Genomic DNA, 17,153 nt, shown 5'->3' with positions numbered 1-17,153 from the left:
ATCGTCGCGCTCCTCAGTTCTTCTGGCCGGCGGCCGGCGCGGCCTGCAGCATCGCCGCAGGCTTGCGGTCGATGGTGGTGCGGTTGGCCTTGGTCAGGTAGGTACGGGCCACGCGCTGGATGTCGGCGGAGGTTACGGCCTCGATCCACCCGGGGATCTTGTTGACCACGTTGGCGTCACCCCACAACGTCTGCAGCTTGGCCAGGGTGTCGGCGCGGCTGATGAAGCTCTCGTTGCCGTTGTACCAGTCGGCCAGCATGCGGGTCTTGACCCGCTTGAGTTCGGCATCGCTGACGCCGTCCTTGATGACGCGAGCGATCTCCTCGTCGATGGCGGTAAGCAGTGCATCGGCGTTGGAGTTCGGCTTGTACAACGCGAAGGTCGTGAACAGCGTCGGGCCGTCGTAGGTCCACGGATCGGTCAGGCCGTACAACGACTCGATGTTGAGTGCCAATTCACGGCCCTTGACCAGCCCCTGGTACAGGCGCGACGCATCGCCCCCGGACAGGACCTCGCCCAGCACGGCGAACGGTGCCTGATCCTTGCTGCCACGGTCGGGGATCTTCCACGCGGTGGCGATGGCCGGCACCTGCGCCAGTGCATCGGACTGGGTGACGCGCTTTTCCGCCGTGTTGAGGCCCTCACGGACATCTGGCGCCTTGGGTGTCGGGCGCGCGGGAATCCCGCCGAAGTACTTCTCGGCCAACGCGAAACCCTGGGCCGGTGTGACATCGCCGGCCAGCGCGATCACCGCGTTGTTGGGGCCGTAGTAGTCACGATGGAACGCGGCCACGTCCTGCAGGCTGGCATTTTCCAGGTCCTGGAAGCTGCCGTAACCATCGTGGTTGTTCTCCCATTTCTGGAACGAATGCTGGCCGATGTCGATCCACATGAAGCCGCCGTACGGCTGGTTCTTCACGTTGACGCGGATTTCTTCCTTGACCACATCCTGCTGGTTCTTGAGCGTGACCGGGTTGAAGTCGAGCGTCTTCATGCGGTCGGCTTCCAGCCACAGGATCGGCTCCAGCGCGGACACCGGCGCGACCTCGATGTAGTTGGTGAAGTCCGGGCGGGTGGAGCCGTTGTTGCGACCGCCGCCGCCGGTGATCACGCGGTCAAACACGCCCTCACCCGCGTTGGGCGTGCCTTCGAACATCAGGTGCTCGAACAGGTGGGCGAAGCCCGTGCGGTTGCGCGGCTCAAGCCGCATGCCGACGTGGTAGACCACGCTCACGCCCACCGTGGGCGAGCTGTGGTCCTCGGACACGACCACGGTCAGACCGTTGTCGAGCTTCTTGACCGCAACCGGCACGCTCCAGCGATCGGCATCCGGGGCAGCGTTCGCGTTGAACGTAGCTGCCGATGCCATCACCAGACCCGCCAGCAGCACCGAAACGGGGCGCTTGCGCATGGACACTCCTTAATCCAATGGAAGCCAGCACTCTAGCGCAATCGCTTGCGTCCTTTCATGGGCCGATCATGGGCCGATTTCCTCGTTCACTGAGCGAGGGCGCTAGCCGCCATTCGTCGGATGACCGACACTGTCGCCCCGCCCATCCCGTTCCCACCATGTCACTGCCCCGCGTCGCGTTTTTTGCCAGCCTGCTGTTCGCCACCGGCGCCTCATCGTCCGCCGCCGAGGCCCCGCTGCCACAACTCCAGGCCTACGAGGTGGATAGCCACTGGCGGCAGCCGGTCACCCCGTTCAAGATCGCTGACCGTACCTGGTACATCGGCACCGCGGGCCTGAGCGCACTCGTCGTGGTGGGTGATGCGGGCACCGTGCTGGTCGATGGCGGCATGCCGCAGGCCGCGGACATGCTGCTGCGCAACCTGCGCGACGTGGGCATTGCCGATGGCCAGTTGAAGTGGATCGTGCACAGCCACGCGCACGCCGACCATTCCGGCCCATTGGCAGAGGTGCAGCGTGCCACCGGCGCACGCGTGGCCACCAACGCCGAATCCTCGGTATTGCTGGCGCGTGGCGGCAGCGACGATCTGCACTTTGGCGACAGCATCGCCTTCCCGCCGGTCAAGGCCGACCGCATGCTGCTGGATGGCGAAGCGATCGATCTCGGTAACGTGAAACTGACCGCGCACTTCACTCCGGGACATACCCCGGGCAGCCTGAGCTGGACCTGGACGGATACGCGCGATGGCAAGGCCGTGCGCATCGCCTACGTGGACAGCCTGACCGCACCGGGCTACGACCTCATCGGCCACGCGCGCTATCCGCGCATCGTCGAGGACTACCGCACCACCTTCGCCAAGGTGCGCGCCCTGCCCTGCGACGTGTTGATCACCCCGCACGCCGATGCCAGCGGATGGGCGCCGGGCACTGCCATGCCGCATGCCAAGTCGATGACCTGCCGCCAATACGCCGACAGGGCCGAACAGAAGTTCGACGCGCAACTCGACGCCCAGCGCAAGGCCACGCCCTGATGCCCTACACGCCCATCGTCGCCACCCTGGGTTACGTGCTCTCGCCGGACGGGCGCGAGGTGCTGCTGGTGCACCGCAACGCGCGACCCGGCGACCAGCACCTGGGCAAGTACAACGGCCTGGGCGGCAAGCTGGAGCCGGACGAAGACGTGGTGGCCGGCATGCGCCGCGAGATCCATGAGGAAGCCGGCATCGACTGCACGGCGATGACCCTGCGCGGCACCATCAGCTGGCCCGGTTTCGGCAAGCACGGCGAGGACTGGCTGGGCTTCGTGTTCCTGATCACCGGCTTCACCGGCACGCCGCCGGCGAGCAACGCCGAGGGCACGCTGGAATGGATACCGCTGGAGCGCATCGATGAACTGCCGATGTGGGAAGGCGACCGCAACTTCCTGCCGCTGGTGTTCGACGGCGACCCGCGCGCCTTCCACGGCGTGATGCCCTATCGCGACGGGCGGATGGTCTCGTGGAACTACTCGAGGATCTGACGCTCAGTCGCCCAACCTGACTTTGCCACGCCCGCCCTGCTGTTCGAAGACGAAGCGATAGGCCAGGGTCACGGCCTGCGGCACTTCGCGGCCACCCAGGCACCCCAGTGCCCCCGCACGGGCTTTGGTCGCCGCGTCCGGGAAAACACAGCGGAAGGCGGGATCGAAGCGCCATTGCGCGGCAGTGGCGGCCGCGGCGTCACGGAAGCGCGCGTCCACGTCATCCGGTCCCGGGCAACCGTCCGCATTCGGGCTCGGCCACGTGCCAACCACCTTGCCATCTGCACCTATTCCGACACGCAGGCACACAATCTGCGGGGGCAAACGCTGCGCCAGCAGTGACTCGGGGTAACTGGGCAAAGCCAGTGCCTGCTCGGCCAACGGCATCTGGAACGATTCCTGCTGCGATAGCGTGAGCCGCCCCGAAGCCGGCACGGCCTCGGTGATCTCTCGAATACCCACCGCTCCCGACCGCCCGGAGGATACCTCGGTCGAGGGGTCCGGCGCGCTGGCGCAGCCGGTCAGCGCCAACACCAAAAATGCAATCCTTCGCATGCGACTCCCTACCTTGAGTGACTTACCAATGAATCAAGCGGACTCGCGCCCCGGTTCCTCGCCTTCCTGCAGACCGACGTTGCTGGACGCGGCGTTGTAGACCTCCTGGTTGAGCAGGCCGGTCTCCTTGGCCACCAGCACCGGCACCAGCATCTGTCCGGTCACGTTGGTCATGGTGCGCATCATGTCCAGTACGCGGTCGATCGCGACCAGCAGGCCGATACCTTCCAGCGGCAACCCCGCCGCCGACAACACCAGCGTCACCATCACCGTGGCGGTGCCCGGCACGCCGGCGGTGCCGAAGCTGCCCAGCACCGAGGCGACGAGGATGGTGAAGTACTGGCTGGGCTCCAAGTGCAGCCCGAAATACTGTGCGACGAACACCGAGGTTAGCGCGGGATAGATCGCGCCGCAGCCGTCCATCTTGATGCTGGCGCCCAGCGGCACCGCGAAGGCCGCGTAGTCCTTGTCGACGCCCAGGTTGTGTGTGACGGAGCGGATGGCGGCTGGCATCGAAGCAAAGCTGGATGAACTGACGAATGCCACCTGCATGCCCGGCGCCGCGCCGCGGAAGAACTTGAGCGGGTTGAGCCCGTGCGCCGCCACCAGGCTGCCGTACACCACGATGATGTGGAAGGCGCAGGCCAGGTACAGCGCGAACACGTAGCTTCCCAGCGGCAGCAGCTTCTCGAAACCGTAGCTGCCCACCAGCGAGGCGATCAGGCCGAAGGTGCCGATCGGGGTGGTTTCCAGCACGAAGCGCGTGACCTGCACCATCACGTCGCTGGCCTCGCCGACCAGCTTGCGGATGCCTGCCACCTTCTCGCCCAGCTTGACCAGGGCAAAGCCCACCAGCCCGGCGAAGAAGATCACCTGCAGGATGGTGCCCTTGTTGGTGAGGTAGGTGACGCCGTCCTCCTTGTACGTGCCCGCGCCAACCAGCGCCTGGAACGGGTTGGAGGGGATGATGTCCAGCAGCACCTCCACTGGCGACGGCAATTCGCGCACGGTGTAATCCGGCGCCATCGTCAGGCCGCTCAGGCCGACGCCTGGCTTGAGCACCCAGCCCACCGTCAGACCCACGCCCACCGCCAGCGCGGCGGTGATGCCGAACCACAGGAACGTCCGTCCGCCCAGCGCCGCCACCGATTTCTGCCCATGCAGCGACGCCACTGCGTTCATCACCGCGAAGAACACCAGCGGCACGGCGATCATTTTGATAAGCGTGACGTACATCGTGCCGAAGGGCCCGAACCACGCTTCGGCGGCAGGCCCCATGATCCAGCCTGCCAAAGCGCCGAGTACGAAACCACCCACGACACGCTGCCAGAACGGGATGCGGAACCAAGCGGAGATCAGGGACATGGAGATGCCTTGAAGGGCGAATGACAAACGATAACCGAGCCGCCACACCGGCGCGACGCCGCCGCTGCAACACTTGGGACCGCGATTCGAAACAAAGGGCGGGCATAATCGGGGATTCCATTCGCTCCTGTATCGAAACGCCCCATGCCCTTGCCGCCCGCGCCGCAGCGCGCCCTGCTGTTCGCCCCCCTGCTCCTGGCCAGCGCCTGTACCACCCTTCCTCGCACGGCCCATGACAGCACCCTGCTGGCAACTCCCTCGGCCAAGTCGACCACACATGTCGTGGACGTACCCGCCATCGACCGCCCCTCTGGCGAAACCGCGGACTGGTGGTACAGCGACGGCGCCGCACAGGCAGCCGCCCGGGGCGCCATGGATGGCCGCGCGAAGAACGTGATCCTGTTCGTGGGCGACGGCATGAGCCTGACCACCGTGGCGGCCGCCCGCATCCTGGAGGGGCAGCGCCAGGGTCACCCGGGCGAGGAGAACCGCCTCGGCTGGGAGCAGTTCCCCTACACCGCACTCAGCAAGACCTACAACACCGACTCGCAGACACCGGACTCGGCCGGCACCATGACCGCCATGGCCACTGGCGTGAAGACGCGTTTGGGCGTGCTCAGCATCGGGCAACAAGTGCAACGTCGCGATTGCGCGGGTGCGCTGGCCGCGCCCGTGCTCTCGCTGTGGGAAATGGCCGCCGCGCAGGGATTGGCGACCGGCGTGGTGACCACCACCCGCGTCACCCATGCCACCCCTGGCGCGACGTTCGCCCACTCCGCCGACCGCAACTGGGAAAACGACACGGACCTGCCGGAGGAGGCAAAGGCAGCCGGCTGCATCGACATCGCCCGCCAGATGGTCGAGACGCGCTTCGGAACCGGGCCGGACGTGCTGATGGGGGGCGGGCGCGGAGGCTTCATGCCCGTCTCACAACGCGACCCCGAGCACGAGGACAAGGTCGGCCAACGCCTGGATGGCCGCGACCTCATCGCCGAGTGGAAGCAGCGCCACCCACAGGGCCAGTACGTGTGGAACGCCCGGCAACTGCAGCGGGCGCCTGCACGCGGGCCGCTGCTGGCGCTGTTCGAGTACGACCACATGCAGTACGAACATGACCGAAAAGCCGACGTTGGCGGGGAGCCTTCGCTGGCCGAGATGACGCGCGCGGCGATCACCCGCCTGAGCGGCAACCGCAACGGTTATGTGCTGCTGGTCGAGGGCGGTCGCATCGACCACGCGCACCACCTGGGCAACGCCCACCGCGCGCTGGGCGACACCATCGCCCTCAGCGATGCGGTCAAGGTGGCCAACGCGATGACGTCCAGTGATGACACGCTGATCCTGGTCACTGCCGACCACGCACACACGCTGAACTTCGTCGGCTACCCGGTGCGCGGCAATCCGATGTTGGGCAAGGTGCGCGGCAGCAGCGGCGAGGAAGGCGAACCGGGACAACTTGCACGTGACGCGCTGGGCCTGCCCTATACCACGCTCAGCTACGCCAACGGTCCCGGCTATGTCGGCGCCACCCATCAACAGCCGGAAGGGCCGAAGACCTTCCCGCACCTCACCAGTGGCTATCAGGCCGCTACCAAGGGGCGCCCGGACCTGACCCAGGTCGACACCGAGCATCCGGATTACATGCAGGAAGCCATCGCGCCGTTATCCAACGAGTCGCACGGCGGCGATGACGTGGGTATCTGGGCGCGCGGCCCCGGCAGCAACGCGGTGCGCGGCAGCGTGGAGCAGAACGCCATCTATCACTTCATGCTGCAGGCGATGCCATCGCTGCGCGACGCCCAATGCGCGCAGGGCAACTGCAACGCCGAGGGCGTGCCGGTAACCCGACCGGCGTTCCCGTCGTCCACGCCCTGAGACTTGCATGGCCGGGCCACGCGACGTGGCCCGGTTCCACACGTGTCCGATGCGCGCGTCCTGGCTCAGAACGGCTTGGCGAGGACCAGATACACCACGATCACCAGCAGCAACACCGGCACTTCGTTGAACCAGCGCAGCGCCGTCGACGAGGGCAGCGGCTTGCCGGCGTCCACGCCCTTCAGCCAGCGGCCGGCGACGATGTAGTGGGTCAGCATCAGTGCCACGATCAGCAGCTTGGCATGCAGCCAACCGCTGCCTGCCACGACCATGGTCGGCAGGCTGGGGAACACGCGGTAGCCCAGCCACAGCACCAGGCCCAGCACGAATGCCAGCCCGAACATGATGTGGCCGAAGCGGTACAGACGCCGCCCCATCAGCACCAGCCGGGCCCGTACCGCCGCATCCTCACCGGCCTCCGCCAGGTTCACCAGGATGCGGGGCAGGTAGAACAACCCGCCCATCCAGGCCATCACGAACACGAGGTGGGCGGTCTTGAGCACGAGATACGTATGCATGCAGCGCGTTCCGGGTATGGATTCGACGCGATAGGATCGCATGCCCCGGCACGCGACCGCGACGCCCGCCCCTTCGCCCACACCAGGCCCCAGCGATGACCAAGCAATACGACGCCGCCTATTTCCAACGCTGGTATCGCGATCCTGCGCTGAAGGACCAGGCCATCGGCGGCACCGCGCGGCTGGCACGTAAGGTCGCGTTGGCCGTGGCCACCGCCGAGTACCACCTGGAACGCCCGGTCCGCACCGTGCTGGACATCGGCTGCGGCGAAGGTGCCTGGCTGGCGCCGCTGCGCAAGCTGCGCCCGCGCGTGCAGTATCTCGGCTTCGACAGCAGCGAATATGCAATTGGGCGTTTTGGTGCGCGGCGCAACCTGCACCTGGCCCGCTTCGGTGATTTCCAGCACCTGCGCCCCTGCGCCCCCGTGGACCTGCTGGTGTGCAGCGACGTGCTGCATTACCTGGATACCCGGGAGCTGGACCACGGCCTGCCCGCCCTGGCCGAGCTCTGCGGGGGCGTGGCCTTCGTGGAGACCTTCACCCGCGAGGACGGCATCGACGGCGACACCCACGGGTTCAAGCGCCGCCCTGCCCGCTTCTACCGGGAACGGCTGGCGGCGGTGGGCCTGGTACCGCTGGGCTCGCACCTCTGGCTGTCGCCCGCGCTGCGGGATGGCGTTGCAGCGCTGGAACTTCCCAACAACGCCTGAACGGTTCAGCCGCCAGCGCCTCGCGCCGTTGCTGTGACGGGGAGCCAGGGGCCGCACTACGGGATGGGGGGCCCAACCCCCACCCCGCGTTAACCTTTGCGCCGCGCGATTCCGTTACGCTGCACTGCAACATGATCCGTTGAACAGGGGCGGACCCGATGTTCCTCTACCAGATGCACGAACTTGGCCGCGCCTGGATGGCGCCGATGACCTATTGGGCCGATGCCGGTTCCAAGATGTTCTCGGCGTCGGGCAGCTGGCTGTCGACGGTGCCGGGCGCGACCCGCATCGCCGCCGGCTATGAGCTGCTGTACCGCATCGGAAAGGACTACGAGAAGCCGGAATTCGGCATCCACAGCATCGACATCGACGGTGCGTCGTACCCGGTGGTGGAGAAGGAGATCATCCGCAAGCCGTTCTGCCGGCTGTTGCGCTTCAAGCGCTACACCGATGATGCCGGCAACCTGACCGAACTGAAGGACGACCCTTCCGTGCTGGTGGTGGCACCGCTGTCGGGCCACCACTCCACGCTGTTGCGCGACACGGTGAAGACGCTGCTGCGCGACCACAAGGTGTACATCACCGACTGGGTGGACGCGCGCATGGTGCCGTCGGCCGACGGTCCGTTCCACCTGGACGATTACATCGCCTACATCCAGGAATTCATCCGCCACATCGGCGCCGACAAGGTGCACGTGATCAGCGTCTGCCAGCCCACCGTACCGGTGCTGGCCGCGGTGTCGCTGATGGCCTCGCGTGGCGAGGCCACGCCGCGCTCGCTGGTGATGATGGGCGGCCCGATCGACACGCGCGAGAGCCCGACGCAGGTCAACGACCTCGCGGCGCAGAAGCCGCTGTGGTGGTTCGAGTCGCACCTGGTGCATCCAGTGCCGTCCAACTACCCGGGCGCGGGCCGCCGCGTGTACCCGGGATTCCTGCAGCACAGCGGGTTCGTGGCGATGAATCCCGAGCGTCATTTCGAATCGCACTGGGACTTCTACCAGAACCTGATCAAGGGCGACCTCGACGACGCCGACTCCCACCGCCGCTTCTACGACGAGTACAACGCCGTGCTGGACATGCCGGGCGAGTACTACCTGGACACGGTGCGCGTCGTGTTCCAGGAGCACCTGCTGCCGCGCGGCCTGTGGGACGTGCGCGGCGAGCGCGTGAAGCCGGGCGATATCAATGGCACCGCGCTGCTGACCATCGAAGGCGAACTGGACGACATCTCCGGCCAGGGCCAGACCCGCGCCGCGCACAAGCTGTGCACTGGCATCCCCGAGCAGGACCAGCACCATCTGACCGTGCAGGGCGCCGGCCATTACGGCATCTTCAGCGGGCGTCGCTGGCGCACGCAGGTGTACCCGAAGGTGCGCGACTTCATCGCCCAGTACGCGAAGTAAGCGGCACCACAGCGTCTGAAAAGCAGAAGGCCCGGCATCACGCCGGGCCTTCTGCTTCTGGTGGAACGTCCTTTCGTTGGAGCGTTCACTCTTGAGGGGGGCTGCAACCACGGCTGCCCCGGCCGATCAGTTGTACTGCGCCGACTTCACCAACAGATGCTTGGCCAGCATGCCGTGCAGACGACCGATACCGCGCGCCACGTGCAGGGTGATGAAGAGCAACAGCACGCCACCGAGCAGCATCAGCGGCAGCATCCAGGCCTCCGCCGAGGTGCCCCAGGCGGTGCCGTCGAGGCCCACCACCTGCCAGCCCGCGTAATCCACATTGGCCGTGGCCAGGCCGGTCCACACCGCGATGGGCGCGGCAATGAAGGCCAGCGACAGCGCCAACAAGGTCACCGCGATGGTGAAGTAGCCCACGCCCAGCGGCAGCATGGCCACGAAGTACAGCAGCGTGCCCCAGGTACGCGGATCGGTGAACAACTCGGCAATGCGCTGCTGCCACGGCCGGCCGCGATTGGCGTACAGCGGCCGGCGCGGCATGCGCTCGCCCAGCATCACTTCAATCAGGCGACCTTCGACCAGCGACAGCACCCGCACCGAACCCAGGAACAGCAGCAGCAGCGGTATGCCGATGATCAGCACCAGCATGCTCAGCGACACCGACGCGCCGGCCACCACCCAGGTGAAGTAGAAGATGCCGGTGGCCAGCGACAGCAGCATGTAGAACAGCGCGGCATACGCCCTTGGGTCCACCACCACGCCGAAGAATCGGCCCAGCGCCGAGCGGCGCGGTGGGGACATCGGCGTGCGCAGTGCGGCCTGCACCTTGACCTCGGTGTCGCGGTAGATGTCGGCGACCTCGTCGGGGGCGCCATAGCTGCCGGCCACTGCGGCGATCACCTCGGCCTCGTTCTTGCCGGGGTTCTCGGCCAGTTCAGAACGCAGGTATTCCTCGGCGTCGTACAGGGCGTCCTGCACCAGCGCCGGATCGGCACCCGCCAGCGCCACGCGCAGGCGGTCCAGGTACTCGGGGATGGTGGTGGGCAGGCCACCGGGAAAGGTGCTGGAGGCATTCATTGCGGTATCCCCTTGAGTACGGAATCGACGGAATCGCGGGTCGCGCGCCACGCGGCGGCCCAGTCACGCAGGGCCAGGCGGCCCGCGTCGGTGAGTTGGTAGTAACGCCGCGGCGGCCCCGCCACGGACGGTTCGACATGGCTGCCCAGCAACCCGGCCCCTTCCAGGTTGCGCAGCACCGGGTACAGCGCGCTCTGCTTGCCGGTCAGCACGCCGCCGCCATCGCGCTCCAGGCGCTTGGCGATCTGGTAGCCATACATCGGCTCACCGGCTTCGGCCAGCACCGCGAGCAGCGCCAGCGAGACCGTGCCGGTGCTCAGCTCCTTCTGGAACTTCCTGAGTTGGGCGTCGAGATCAGTCATGGCGGAGTCCACTAGCTTGAAGTAGATACTAGTACCAACTTCGATATAGCGCCCCTGTCATTAGTCATCCGGGTCGAAAGTCATGCCGGCCAGTCGACCTCGTCTGCGTGCGAGGCCGCGTCTACACTCGACGGCTATCGCCCACGCACTCCGCCAAGGAACGACCCGATGCGCCTGACGCCGCCCACCCTGTCCAAGCTCGCCCTGTCCGCCCTGCTCGCGTGCGCGGTGGCTCCGCTGGCGCTCGCCACCACCCCGCCGGCCAAGACCCGCAGCACGCAGGAGATCCTCGATGCCAGCCAGCCCTCGGACTGGCGCACGCTGGACCCGGCGCGCACCCTGTACATGGAGCTGGCCAGCGGCCGCGTGATTATTGAACTGGCGCCCGACTTCGCCCCCGCGCACGCGGCCAACATCACCACGCTGGCGCACGAGGGCTACTGGAACGGCCTGGCGATCATCCGTTCGCAGGACAACTTCGTGGTGCAGTGGGGCGACCCCAATGCCGACGACGCGGCCAAGAAGAAACCGATGGGCACTGCGAAGCCGAAGCTGCCGGCCGAGTTCGAACGCACTTCCAAGGGGCTGGCATTCCGCGCCCTGCCCGACACTGATGGCTGGGCGCCACAGGCCGGCTTCGTCGATGGTTTCCCGGTGGGCCGCGACCCCACGGCGGGCCGCGCGTGGCTGGCGCACTGTTACGGCGCGGTCGGTGCCGGCCGCAACAATGACGAGGACTCCAGCACTGGCGCGGAGCTGTATGTGGTCACCGGCCAATCGCCGCGCCAGCTGGACCGCAACATCACCACGGTCGGCCGCGTGGTGAAGGGTATGGAGCTGCTGTCGGCACTGCCGCGCGGCACTGGCCCACTGGGGTTTTACGAGAAGCCCGAACAGTACGTGGGCATCCAGGCCATCCGCCTGGCGCAGGACGTGCCCGCCGCCGAGCGCACCCCGCTGCAGGTGCTGCGCACCGACACCGCACTGTTTGACGAACTGGTCGAAGCGCGCCGCAACCGCCGTGACGACTTCTACAAGCGCCCGGCCGGCCACATCAACGTGTGCAATGTGCCGCTGCCCACGCGGGCGCCGCCGGCCGGCTGAGCGGCGCGACCAAAGCCGCATCGCGTCGGCTTCGGTGGTTGCATACCATCGACGTCGACACGATCGCCCACCCCAACTGATGCGCCTGGCCTTCTTCGCCGACCTGCATGCCAACCGCCAGGCCTTCGAAGCCTGCCTGAAGCGGCTGCGCAAGATCGGCTTCGACCGCGCGGTGGTGCTGGGCGATCTGGTCGGCTACGGCGCCGATCCGTCGTGGACGGTGGACACCGTGCAACGCCTCGTCGATGACGGCGGCGTGGCCGTGCTGGGCAACCATGACGAAGCCGCCCTACGCGGCGGCACCGGGCACATGCATGCCCAGGCGCGGGCCGCCATCGAATGGACCCACCACCAACTGGATGACGCGCAGCGCGCCTTCCTTGCCGGCCTGCCGCTGACCGTGGAAGACGAGGACCGCCTGTACGTGCACGCCAATGCGTGGGCACCGGGCAACTGGGGTTACATCACCGGCGCGCGTGCCGCCACGCAGAGCCTGGCCGCCACGCGCCAGCGCGTAACCTTCTGCGGGCACATGCACGAGCCGGCGCTGTACCACACCCGCCCGGGCGGGCTGGATGCCGGCCACTTCACCCCGCGCAGCGACTTTCCGATTCCACTGGCGCCCACGCTGCGTTGGCTCGCCATCCCCGGTTCCGTGGGCCAGCCACGCGACGGCAATCCCGCCGCCTGCTGCGGCTGGATGGACACCGAACGCAACACTCTCACCTGCCTGCGCGTCCCGTACGACCACGAGGCCGCCAGCGCGCGTATCCTGCGCGCCGGCCTGCCCCCCGGCTTTGCCGCGCGCCTGGGCGAAGGACGCTGACATGCCGGTCCACGTGCACGCAGGGATGCAGATCGGCGGCTTCGAGTTGCTGGGCCCGCTGCACGAAGGCGGCATGGCCACGCTGTGGCGCGTGCGCCACCCCGACCACGCCGACGAGCTGTTGATGAAGCTGCCGCGCATCGGCTATGGCGAGGTCGCCACGCACATCGTCGGCTTCGAGGTTGAGCGGATGATCCTGCCCGCGCTCGACGGCCCGCATGTGCCACGCTTCATTGCCAGCGGCGATTTCGAGGACCAGCCTTGGCTGGTGATGGAGCACCTGCACGGCGAAACGCTGCGCCCCTTGCTTGACCGCGCGCCGCTACCGCCCGCGCAGGTGGCCGAACTGGGTGCCGCAGCTGCCACCGCCATTCATGCGCTGCACCGCCAACAGGTGGTGCACCTGGACATCAAGCCCAGCAACCTGCTGCGCCGGGCCGACGGCAGCATCGCCCTGATCGACTTCGGCCTTTCGCACCACGCGCAACTGCCTGACCTGCTGGCCGAACAGTTCAACATTCCCATCGGCACCGCCCCTTACATCGCGCCGGAACAGGTACTGGGCGTACGCAACGATCCGCGCAGCGACCTGTTCGCGCTGGGCGTGACGCTCTACCACATGGCCACCGGCGAGCGGCCGTTCGGCAACCCGACCAGCCCGGCGGGGCTGCGCCGCCGGCTGTACCAGGACCCGGTGCCGCCGCGCGCGCTGCGCAAGGACATCCCGCGCTGGCTACAGGAAATCATCCTGCACTGCCTGGAAGTCGACCCCGACCAGCGGTACACCACCGCCGCCCAGGTGGCAAACGACCTGCAGCACCCCGACCAGGTGCCACTGACCGAACGCGCCGAACGCGAGCACCGCGCCGGCCGCTGGACGCGGATGCAGCGCTGGTGGCGCAGCAAGGGCCATGAGCACGACCCGCGCGGCCGCCCCGACGAGCAACTGCATGAAGCCCCACTGCTGATGGTCGCGGTCGACCTGAAGCAGCACGACTCGCGCCTCACCGATGCGTTGCAGTTGGCGGTGCAGCGCGTGCTGCTGGCCTTCCCGAAGGCGCGGCTGGCCTGCGTCACCGTGATGCGCACGCCGCGCATCGGCCTGGACAGCAACATCGACGCCGAGGGCCGCAACCGCCACGTCAAGCGGCTGCTGGCGCTGCGTCACTGGGCGCGCGCGCTCAAGCTGGGCGACCGCCCGCTGACCGTACACGTGCTGGAGCACAGCGACCCGGCCGAAGCGCTGATCGAATTCGCGCGCAACAACCGCGTGGACCACCTGGTGATGGGCGCACGCGGGATCACCGGCGTGCGCCGATTGCTGGGGAGCGTATCGGCGCGCGTGGTGGCCGAGGCGACGTGCACCGTGACCGTGGTGCGCGCGCCCCAGCCGGACGAAAACGCCCCTGCTTAGGACTTGATCGACTTCATCCACTCCGCGAGCGTCCCAGCACCTCGTGCTGGAACAGGCACATGCGCAGCACGTCGTGGTAGCGCCCGTCGCTGAAGAATTCGTCCACCAGCACGCCTTCGCGGCGGAACCCGGCGCCCTCGTACACGCGGATGGCGCGGGCATTGTCCACGTCCACCAGCAGGTAGAGCTTGTAGAGGTTGAGCATGCGGAAGGCGTAATTGATCGCCAGCCGCGTGGCGATGCGCGCGTAACCCCGCCCCTGGTGCTCGGGCGATACCATGATCAGGAATTCGGCGCGCCGGTGCAGGTGGTCGATCTCCACCAGTTCCACCAGTCCCACCCGTTCGCCGGCGGCGTCCTGGATGATGAAGCGACGCTCGGACTGGTCGTGGATGTGCTTGCGGTACAGCTCCTCCAACTCCACGAACGATTCGTAGGGCTCCTCGAACCAGTAGCCCATCACGCTGCGGTTGTTGTTGAGCACGTGCACGAAATGCAGGTCACCGCGCTCGAGCGGCCGCAGGGTCAGGGCGGGCGTTGGCGTTTCCATGGCGCCAGCCTACACCGGCCGCACGCTGCCGGGTTGACGCCACATCGACGCCCGTACAGCGGCTGCACGCCGTTTTCCCGGTGTCGACCCGCGCGCCGGAGCGCCTCGACAGAAGGCGCCCACGCCATCACGCGGCCTTAGCCAGCGGCTGCCTAGCCTGACCTTTCCCACGCCACCGAGCCTTCCCATGCCCCTGCTCCGCCTGCGTGTCACCGGCAGCGAGGACGACGTCCGCGCCATCGGCAACCTGCTCACCAGCCTGGATGGCATCGAGCATGTCGAGGAGGTCGGCGACCTGATGCCGCACATGGACGACTTCGATTCCAGCTCGGCCGGGCTCAGCGACACCAGCGGCCCGGACATGCACGAGATCGAGATCGACGCCCCCAACCCGTCCACTGCCCACAAGGTGCGCGAGGCGGTGGAGGCGTTGGCCTTCGAACTGGACGTACTGGTGGAGTTCGAGGAAGAGGACGAGTAGTCCCCAACCTCCGGCGCATGCGGCGCGTCGGCGGTGCGGCTATCCTCGGGCGGTCGCGGCCCTGCCGCCTGCCCGAGCCCTCCATGCGCACCTCGCTCCTGCCCCTGACCGCGGCCGTGCTGACCGCCGCCATTGCCACCGCCTGCCAGCCCTCCACCCCGCCCGCCCCGGCCACGGACACCAAGGCCGTGACGGCGCCCAATGCCCAGGCCGACGAGCAGTTCGCCGCGCTGTCCAAGCGCTGGCTGGACGGCTGGCTGCCGCTCAACCCGGTGGCGGCCACCCAGATCGGCGACCACCGTTTCGACGACCAGCTGGATGACCTGAGTGCCGCCGGCCGGCAGAAGGCCATGGACTTCAGCAAGAAGCTGCTGGCCGAACTGGATGCGCTGGACACCAACCACCTCTCGCGCGAAAACCAGATCGACGCGGCCATCCTGCGCAACCAGCTGCAGGCCGATCTCTGGGGCATGGAGACGCTGCAGTCGTGGGCTTGGGACCCGCAGGCATACAGCGGCTTGGCCGGTGGCGCGATCTACAACCTGATGGCGCGAGACTTCGCACCGATGCCCCAGCGCCTGAATGCCGCCGCCGCGCGCATGGAGAAGATCCCGGCACTGTTCCAGCAGATGCGCGAGAACCTGGATCCGGCGCGCGTGCCCAAGATCCACGCCGAGACCGTGGCCAAGCAGAATGCCGGCGTGCTGAGCCTGATCGACACGTTCATCACGCCCAACGCCGGCCAGCTCAAGGGCGCCGAGCGCAAGCGCCTGGACGCCGCTGTCTCCACGCTGCGCAAGGCGGTGGCCGAGCAGCAGGAGTGGCTGGACAAGACCCTGGTGCCGGCCGCCAAGGGCGACTTCCGCCTGGGCCAGACGCTGTACGACGAGAAGCTGAAGTTCTCGCTGAACTCGTCGCTGTCGCGCGCCGAGATCAAGCAGCGTTCCGAAGCCGAGATGACCCGCGTGCGCACCGAGATGTACGCCATCGCCCAGCAGGTGCTGAAGGACAAGCCGGGTGCGCCAGAGATGCCCGCCAGGCCCAATCCCGAGCAGCAACAGGCCGCCATCGAAGCGGCGCTGGAACTGGCCTACGCCGAGCGCCCGGCGCGCGACAAGGTGGTCGACTTCGCCAAGCAGACGCTGGCCGACGCCACCGCGTTCACCAAGGCCAAGGACCTGGTCACCGTGCCGGCCGACCCGGTCAAGATCATCCTCATGCCCGAGTTCCAGCGCGGCGTGGCGGTGGCCTACTGCGATTCGCCCGGCCCGCTCGACAAGGGCCTGGACACCTACTACGCCATCTCGCCGATCCCGGATGACTGGTCGCAGGAGCAGGTGGACTCGTTCCTGCGCGAATACAACGACCGCATGATCCACCTGCTGTCGATCCACGAAGCAATGCCGGGCCATTACCTCGAAGGCGCGCACTCGGTGCAGAACAAATCGACGCTGCGCGCGGTGCTGCGTTCGGGTCTGTTCGCCGAAGGTTGGGCGGTGTACACCGAGGACGTGATGGCCGACGCCGGCTACCTCGACAACGACCCGCTGTTCCGCCTGGTGCAGCTGAAGTTCTACCTGCGCACCATCTCCAACGCGATCCTCGACCAGGGCGTGCACGTCGACAACTGGACCCGCGAACAGGCCATGGAGCTGATGACCAAGGGCGCGTTCCAGCAGGAGCGCGAGGCCGCGGGCAAGTGGGTGCGCGCGCAGCTGACCAGCGCGCAGTTGCCGACCTACTTCGTCGGCGCACAGGAGCACTTCGACATGCGCAAGGCCGTGGAGGCGAAGGAAGGCGCCAGCTTCAACGCCAAGCGCTACCACGACGCCGTGCTGTCCTACGGCGCGCCGCCGGTGCGCTTCGTGCGGCAGATGCTGCTGGACGAGCCGATCAAGTGACCGGCAGGGCGCGCAAGACTGGTGCTGACGCGGGCGGCGACCTGTTCGCCACCCCGTCCACCGGCGCCCCCGATCG

At 67.5% G+C, this 17,153-nt stretch carries 17 protein-coding genes; 10 read left to right on the top strand and 7 right to left on the bottom strand.

The genetic code is table 11. The features are described from left to right. Positions 1–13: 13 nt before the first annotated feature. A complete protein-coding gene (locus N800_RS11735) occupies positions 14–1,411 on the bottom strand; it encodes a M16 family metallopeptidase (protein WP_036138738.1) in 1,398 nt (465 codons plus the stop codon). A 158-nt stretch (positions 1,412–1,569) separates the two neighbouring features. Here N800_RS11735 and bla point away from each other — a divergent pair, with 158 nt between their 5' ends. Continuing rightward, positions 1,570–2,442, top strand: coding sequence for a subclass B3 metallo-beta-lactamase (bla, locus tag N800_RS11730; protein ID WP_036138736.1), 873 nt, complete (start codon positions 1,570–1,572; stop codon positions 2,440–2,442). Further along, positions 2,442–2,930: an NUDIX hydrolase gene (locus tag N800_RS11725; RefSeq protein ID WP_036138733.1), complete on the top strand. Its 489-nt coding sequence runs from the start codon at positions 2,442–2,444 to the stop codon at positions 2,928–2,930. The genes bla and N800_RS11725 overlap by 1 nt, the downstream gene beginning before the upstream one ends. Positions 2,931–2,933: 3 nt before the next feature. On the opposite strand, the gene N800_RS11720 is transcribed toward N800_RS11725, so the two are convergent. Further along, positions 2,934–3,485: a hypothetical protein gene (locus tag N800_RS11720; RefSeq protein WP_156962980.1), complete on the bottom strand. Its 552-nt coding sequence runs from the start codon at positions 3,483–3,485 to the stop codon at positions 2,934–2,936. A 33-nt stretch (positions 3,486–3,518) separates the two neighbouring features. Beyond that, positions 3,519–4,850, bottom strand: coding sequence for a dicarboxylate/amino acid:cation symporter (locus N800_RS11715; protein WP_036138728.1), 1,332 nt, complete (start codon positions 4,848–4,850; stop codon positions 3,519–3,521). Positions 4,851–4,994: 144 nt separating this feature from the next. On the opposite strand from N800_RS11715, the gene N800_RS11710 reads away from it, so the two are divergent. Continuing rightward, entirely contained in the window at positions 4,995–6,725 is a 1,731-nt protein-coding gene (locus N800_RS11710) for an alkaline phosphatase (protein ID WP_052108194.1), read from the top strand. A 65-nt stretch (positions 6,726–6,790) separates the two neighbouring features. On the opposite strand, the gene N800_RS11705 is transcribed toward N800_RS11710, so the two are convergent. Then, a complete protein-coding gene (locus N800_RS11705) occupies positions 6,791–7,243 on the bottom strand; it encodes a CopD family protein (RefSeq protein WP_036138725.1) in 453 nt (150 codons plus the stop codon). 95 nt (positions 7,244–7,338) lie between these two features. Here N800_RS11705 and N800_RS11700 point away from each other — a divergent pair, with 95 nt between their 5' ends. Next, positions 7,339–7,953, top strand: a complete 615-nt coding sequence (locus tag N800_RS11700) for a class I SAM-dependent DNA methyltransferase (RefSeq protein WP_036138722.1) — start codon at positions 7,339–7,341, stop codon at positions 7,951–7,953. 158 nt (positions 7,954–8,111) lie between these two features. Continuing rightward, positions 8,112–9,359 carry a polyhydroxyalkanoate depolymerase gene (locus tag N800_RS11695; RefSeq protein ID WP_036138720.1) on the top strand — a complete coding sequence of 416 codons (1,248 nt, stop codon included), beginning with the start codon at positions 8,112–8,114 and terminating at the stop codon, positions 9,357–9,359. A gap of 126 nt (positions 9,360–9,485) precedes the next feature. On the opposite strand, the gene N800_RS11690 is transcribed toward N800_RS11695, so the two are convergent. Continuing rightward, on the bottom strand, positions 9,486–10,439 hold the full coding sequence (locus tag N800_RS11690; RefSeq protein WP_036138717.1) for a sensor domain-containing protein: 954 nt from the start codon (positions 10,437–10,439) through the stop codon (positions 9,486–9,488). Then, on the bottom strand, positions 10,436–10,801 hold the full coding sequence (locus tag N800_RS11685; RefSeq protein WP_036138713.1) for a PadR family transcriptional regulator: 366 nt from the start codon (positions 10,799–10,801) through the stop codon (positions 10,436–10,438). The genes N800_RS11690 and N800_RS11685 overlap by 4 nt, the downstream gene beginning before the upstream one ends. Positions 10,802–10,969: 168 nt before the next feature. Here N800_RS11685 and N800_RS11680 point away from each other — a divergent pair, with 168 nt between their 5' ends. From N800_RS11680 to N800_RS11670, 3 genes are all read left to right on the top strand, one after another. Continuing rightward, on the top strand, positions 10,970–11,905 hold the full coding sequence (locus N800_RS11680; RefSeq protein ID WP_036138711.1) for a peptidylprolyl isomerase: 936 nt from the start codon (positions 10,970–10,972) through the stop codon (positions 11,903–11,905). A gap of 79 nt (positions 11,906–11,984) precedes the next feature. Next, positions 11,985–12,731, top strand: a complete 747-nt coding sequence (locus tag N800_RS11675; RefSeq protein ID WP_036138708.1) for a metallophosphoesterase family protein — start codon at positions 11,985–11,987, stop codon at positions 12,729–12,731. A gap of 1 nt (position 12,732) precedes the next feature. Further along, entirely contained in the window at positions 12,733–14,145 is a 1,413-nt protein-coding gene (locus tag N800_RS11670) for a bifunctional serine/threonine-protein kinase/universal stress protein (protein ID WP_036138705.1), read from the top strand. 13 nt (positions 14,146–14,158) lie between these two features. Here N800_RS11670 and speG read toward each other — a convergent pair whose 3' ends face one another. After that, positions 14,159–14,695 (bottom strand): spermidine N1-acetyltransferase, encoded by a 537-nt coding sequence (gene speG, locus N800_RS11665; RefSeq protein ID WP_036138702.1) that lies wholly within the window; start codon positions 14,693–14,695, stop codon positions 14,159–14,161. Between the two features lie 187 nt (positions 14,696–14,882). Between speG and N800_RS11660 the strand changes: the two genes are divergently transcribed. Together N800_RS11660 and N800_RS11655 are read left to right on the top strand one after the other, a co-directional pair. Continuing rightward, the gene (locus tag N800_RS11660; protein WP_036138699.1) at positions 14,883–15,176 is read left to right on the top strand and encodes a hypothetical protein; all 294 of its coding nucleotides are present in this window, start codon (positions 14,883–14,885) and stop codon (positions 15,174–15,176) included. 83 nt (positions 15,177–15,259) lie between these two features. Then, the gene (locus N800_RS11655; RefSeq protein ID WP_036138697.1) at positions 15,260–17,077 is read left to right on the top strand and encodes a DUF885 domain-containing protein; all 1,818 of its coding nucleotides are present in this window, start codon (positions 15,260–15,262) and stop codon (positions 17,075–17,077) included. The last annotated feature ends 76 nt before the right edge of the window (positions 17,078–17,153 follow it).

The organism is Lysobacter daejeonensis GH1-9, from assembly GCF_000768355.1.
Classification (GTDB): domain Bacteria; phylum Pseudomonadota; class Gammaproteobacteria; order Xanthomonadales; family Xanthomonadaceae; genus Aerolutibacter; species Aerolutibacter daejeonensis.
The sequence above is the reverse complement of the archived record's forward strand: the minus strand, read 5'-3'. Positions and strand labels throughout refer to the sequence as shown.

Bases quoted from the DNA above. Each gene is read 5' to 3' on its own strand.
- N800_RS11735 (WP_036138738.1), bottom strand. From the start codon at position 1,411: ATGCGCAAGCGCCCCGTTTCGGTGCTGCTGGCGGGTCTGGTGATGGCA.
- bla (WP_036138736.1), top strand. From the start codon at position 1,570: ATGTCACTGCCCCGCGTCGCGTTTTTTGCCAGCCTGCTGTTCGCCACC.
- N800_RS11725 (WP_036138733.1), top strand. From the start codon at position 2,442: ATGCCCTACACGCCCATCGTCGCCACCCTGGGTTACGTGCTCTCGCCG.
- N800_RS11720 (WP_156962980.1), bottom strand. From the start codon at position 3,485: ATGCGAAGGATTGCATTTTTGGTGTTGGCGCTGACCGGCTGCGCCAGC.
- N800_RS11715 (WP_036138728.1), bottom strand. From the start codon at position 4,850: ATGTCCCTGATCTCCGCTTGGTTCCGCATCCCGTTCTGGCAGCGTGTC.
- N800_RS11710 (WP_052108194.1), top strand. From the start codon at position 4,995: ATGCCCTTGCCGCCCGCGCCGCAGCGCGCCCTGCTGTTCGCCCCCCTG.
- N800_RS11705 (WP_036138725.1), bottom strand. From the start codon at position 7,243: ATGCATACGTATCTCGTGCTCAAGACCGCCCACCTCGTGTTCGTGATG.
- N800_RS11700 (WP_036138722.1), top strand. From the start codon at position 7,339: ATGACCAAGCAATACGACGCCGCCTATTTCCAACGCTGGTATCGCGAT.
- N800_RS11695 (WP_036138720.1), top strand. From the start codon at position 8,112: ATGTTCCTCTACCAGATGCACGAACTTGGCCGCGCCTGGATGGCGCCG.
- N800_RS11690 (WP_036138717.1), bottom strand. From the start codon at position 10,439: ATGAATGCCTCCAGCACCTTTCCCGGTGGCCTGCCCACCACCATCCCC.
- N800_RS11685 (WP_036138713.1), bottom strand. From the start codon at position 10,801: ATGACTGATCTCGACGCCCAACTCAGGAAGTTCCAGAAGGAGCTGAGC.
- N800_RS11680 (WP_036138711.1), top strand. From the start codon at position 10,970: ATGCGCCTGACGCCGCCCACCCTGTCCAAGCTCGCCCTGTCCGCCCTG.
- N800_RS11675 (WP_036138708.1), top strand. From the start codon at position 11,985: ATGCGCCTGGCCTTCTTCGCCGACCTGCATGCCAACCGCCAGGCCTTC.
- N800_RS11670 (WP_036138705.1), top strand. From the start codon at position 12,733: ATGCCGGTCCACGTGCACGCAGGGATGCAGATCGGCGGCTTCGAGTTG.
- speG (WP_036138702.1), bottom strand. From the start codon at position 14,695: ATGGAAACGCCAACGCCCGCCCTGACCCTGCGGCCGCTCGAGCGCGGT.
- N800_RS11660 (WP_036138699.1), top strand. From the start codon at position 14,883: ATGCCCCTGCTCCGCCTGCGTGTCACCGGCAGCGAGGACGACGTCCGC.
- N800_RS11655 (WP_036138697.1), top strand. From the start codon at position 15,260: ATGCGCACCTCGCTCCTGCCCCTGACCGCGGCCGTGCTGACCGCCGCC.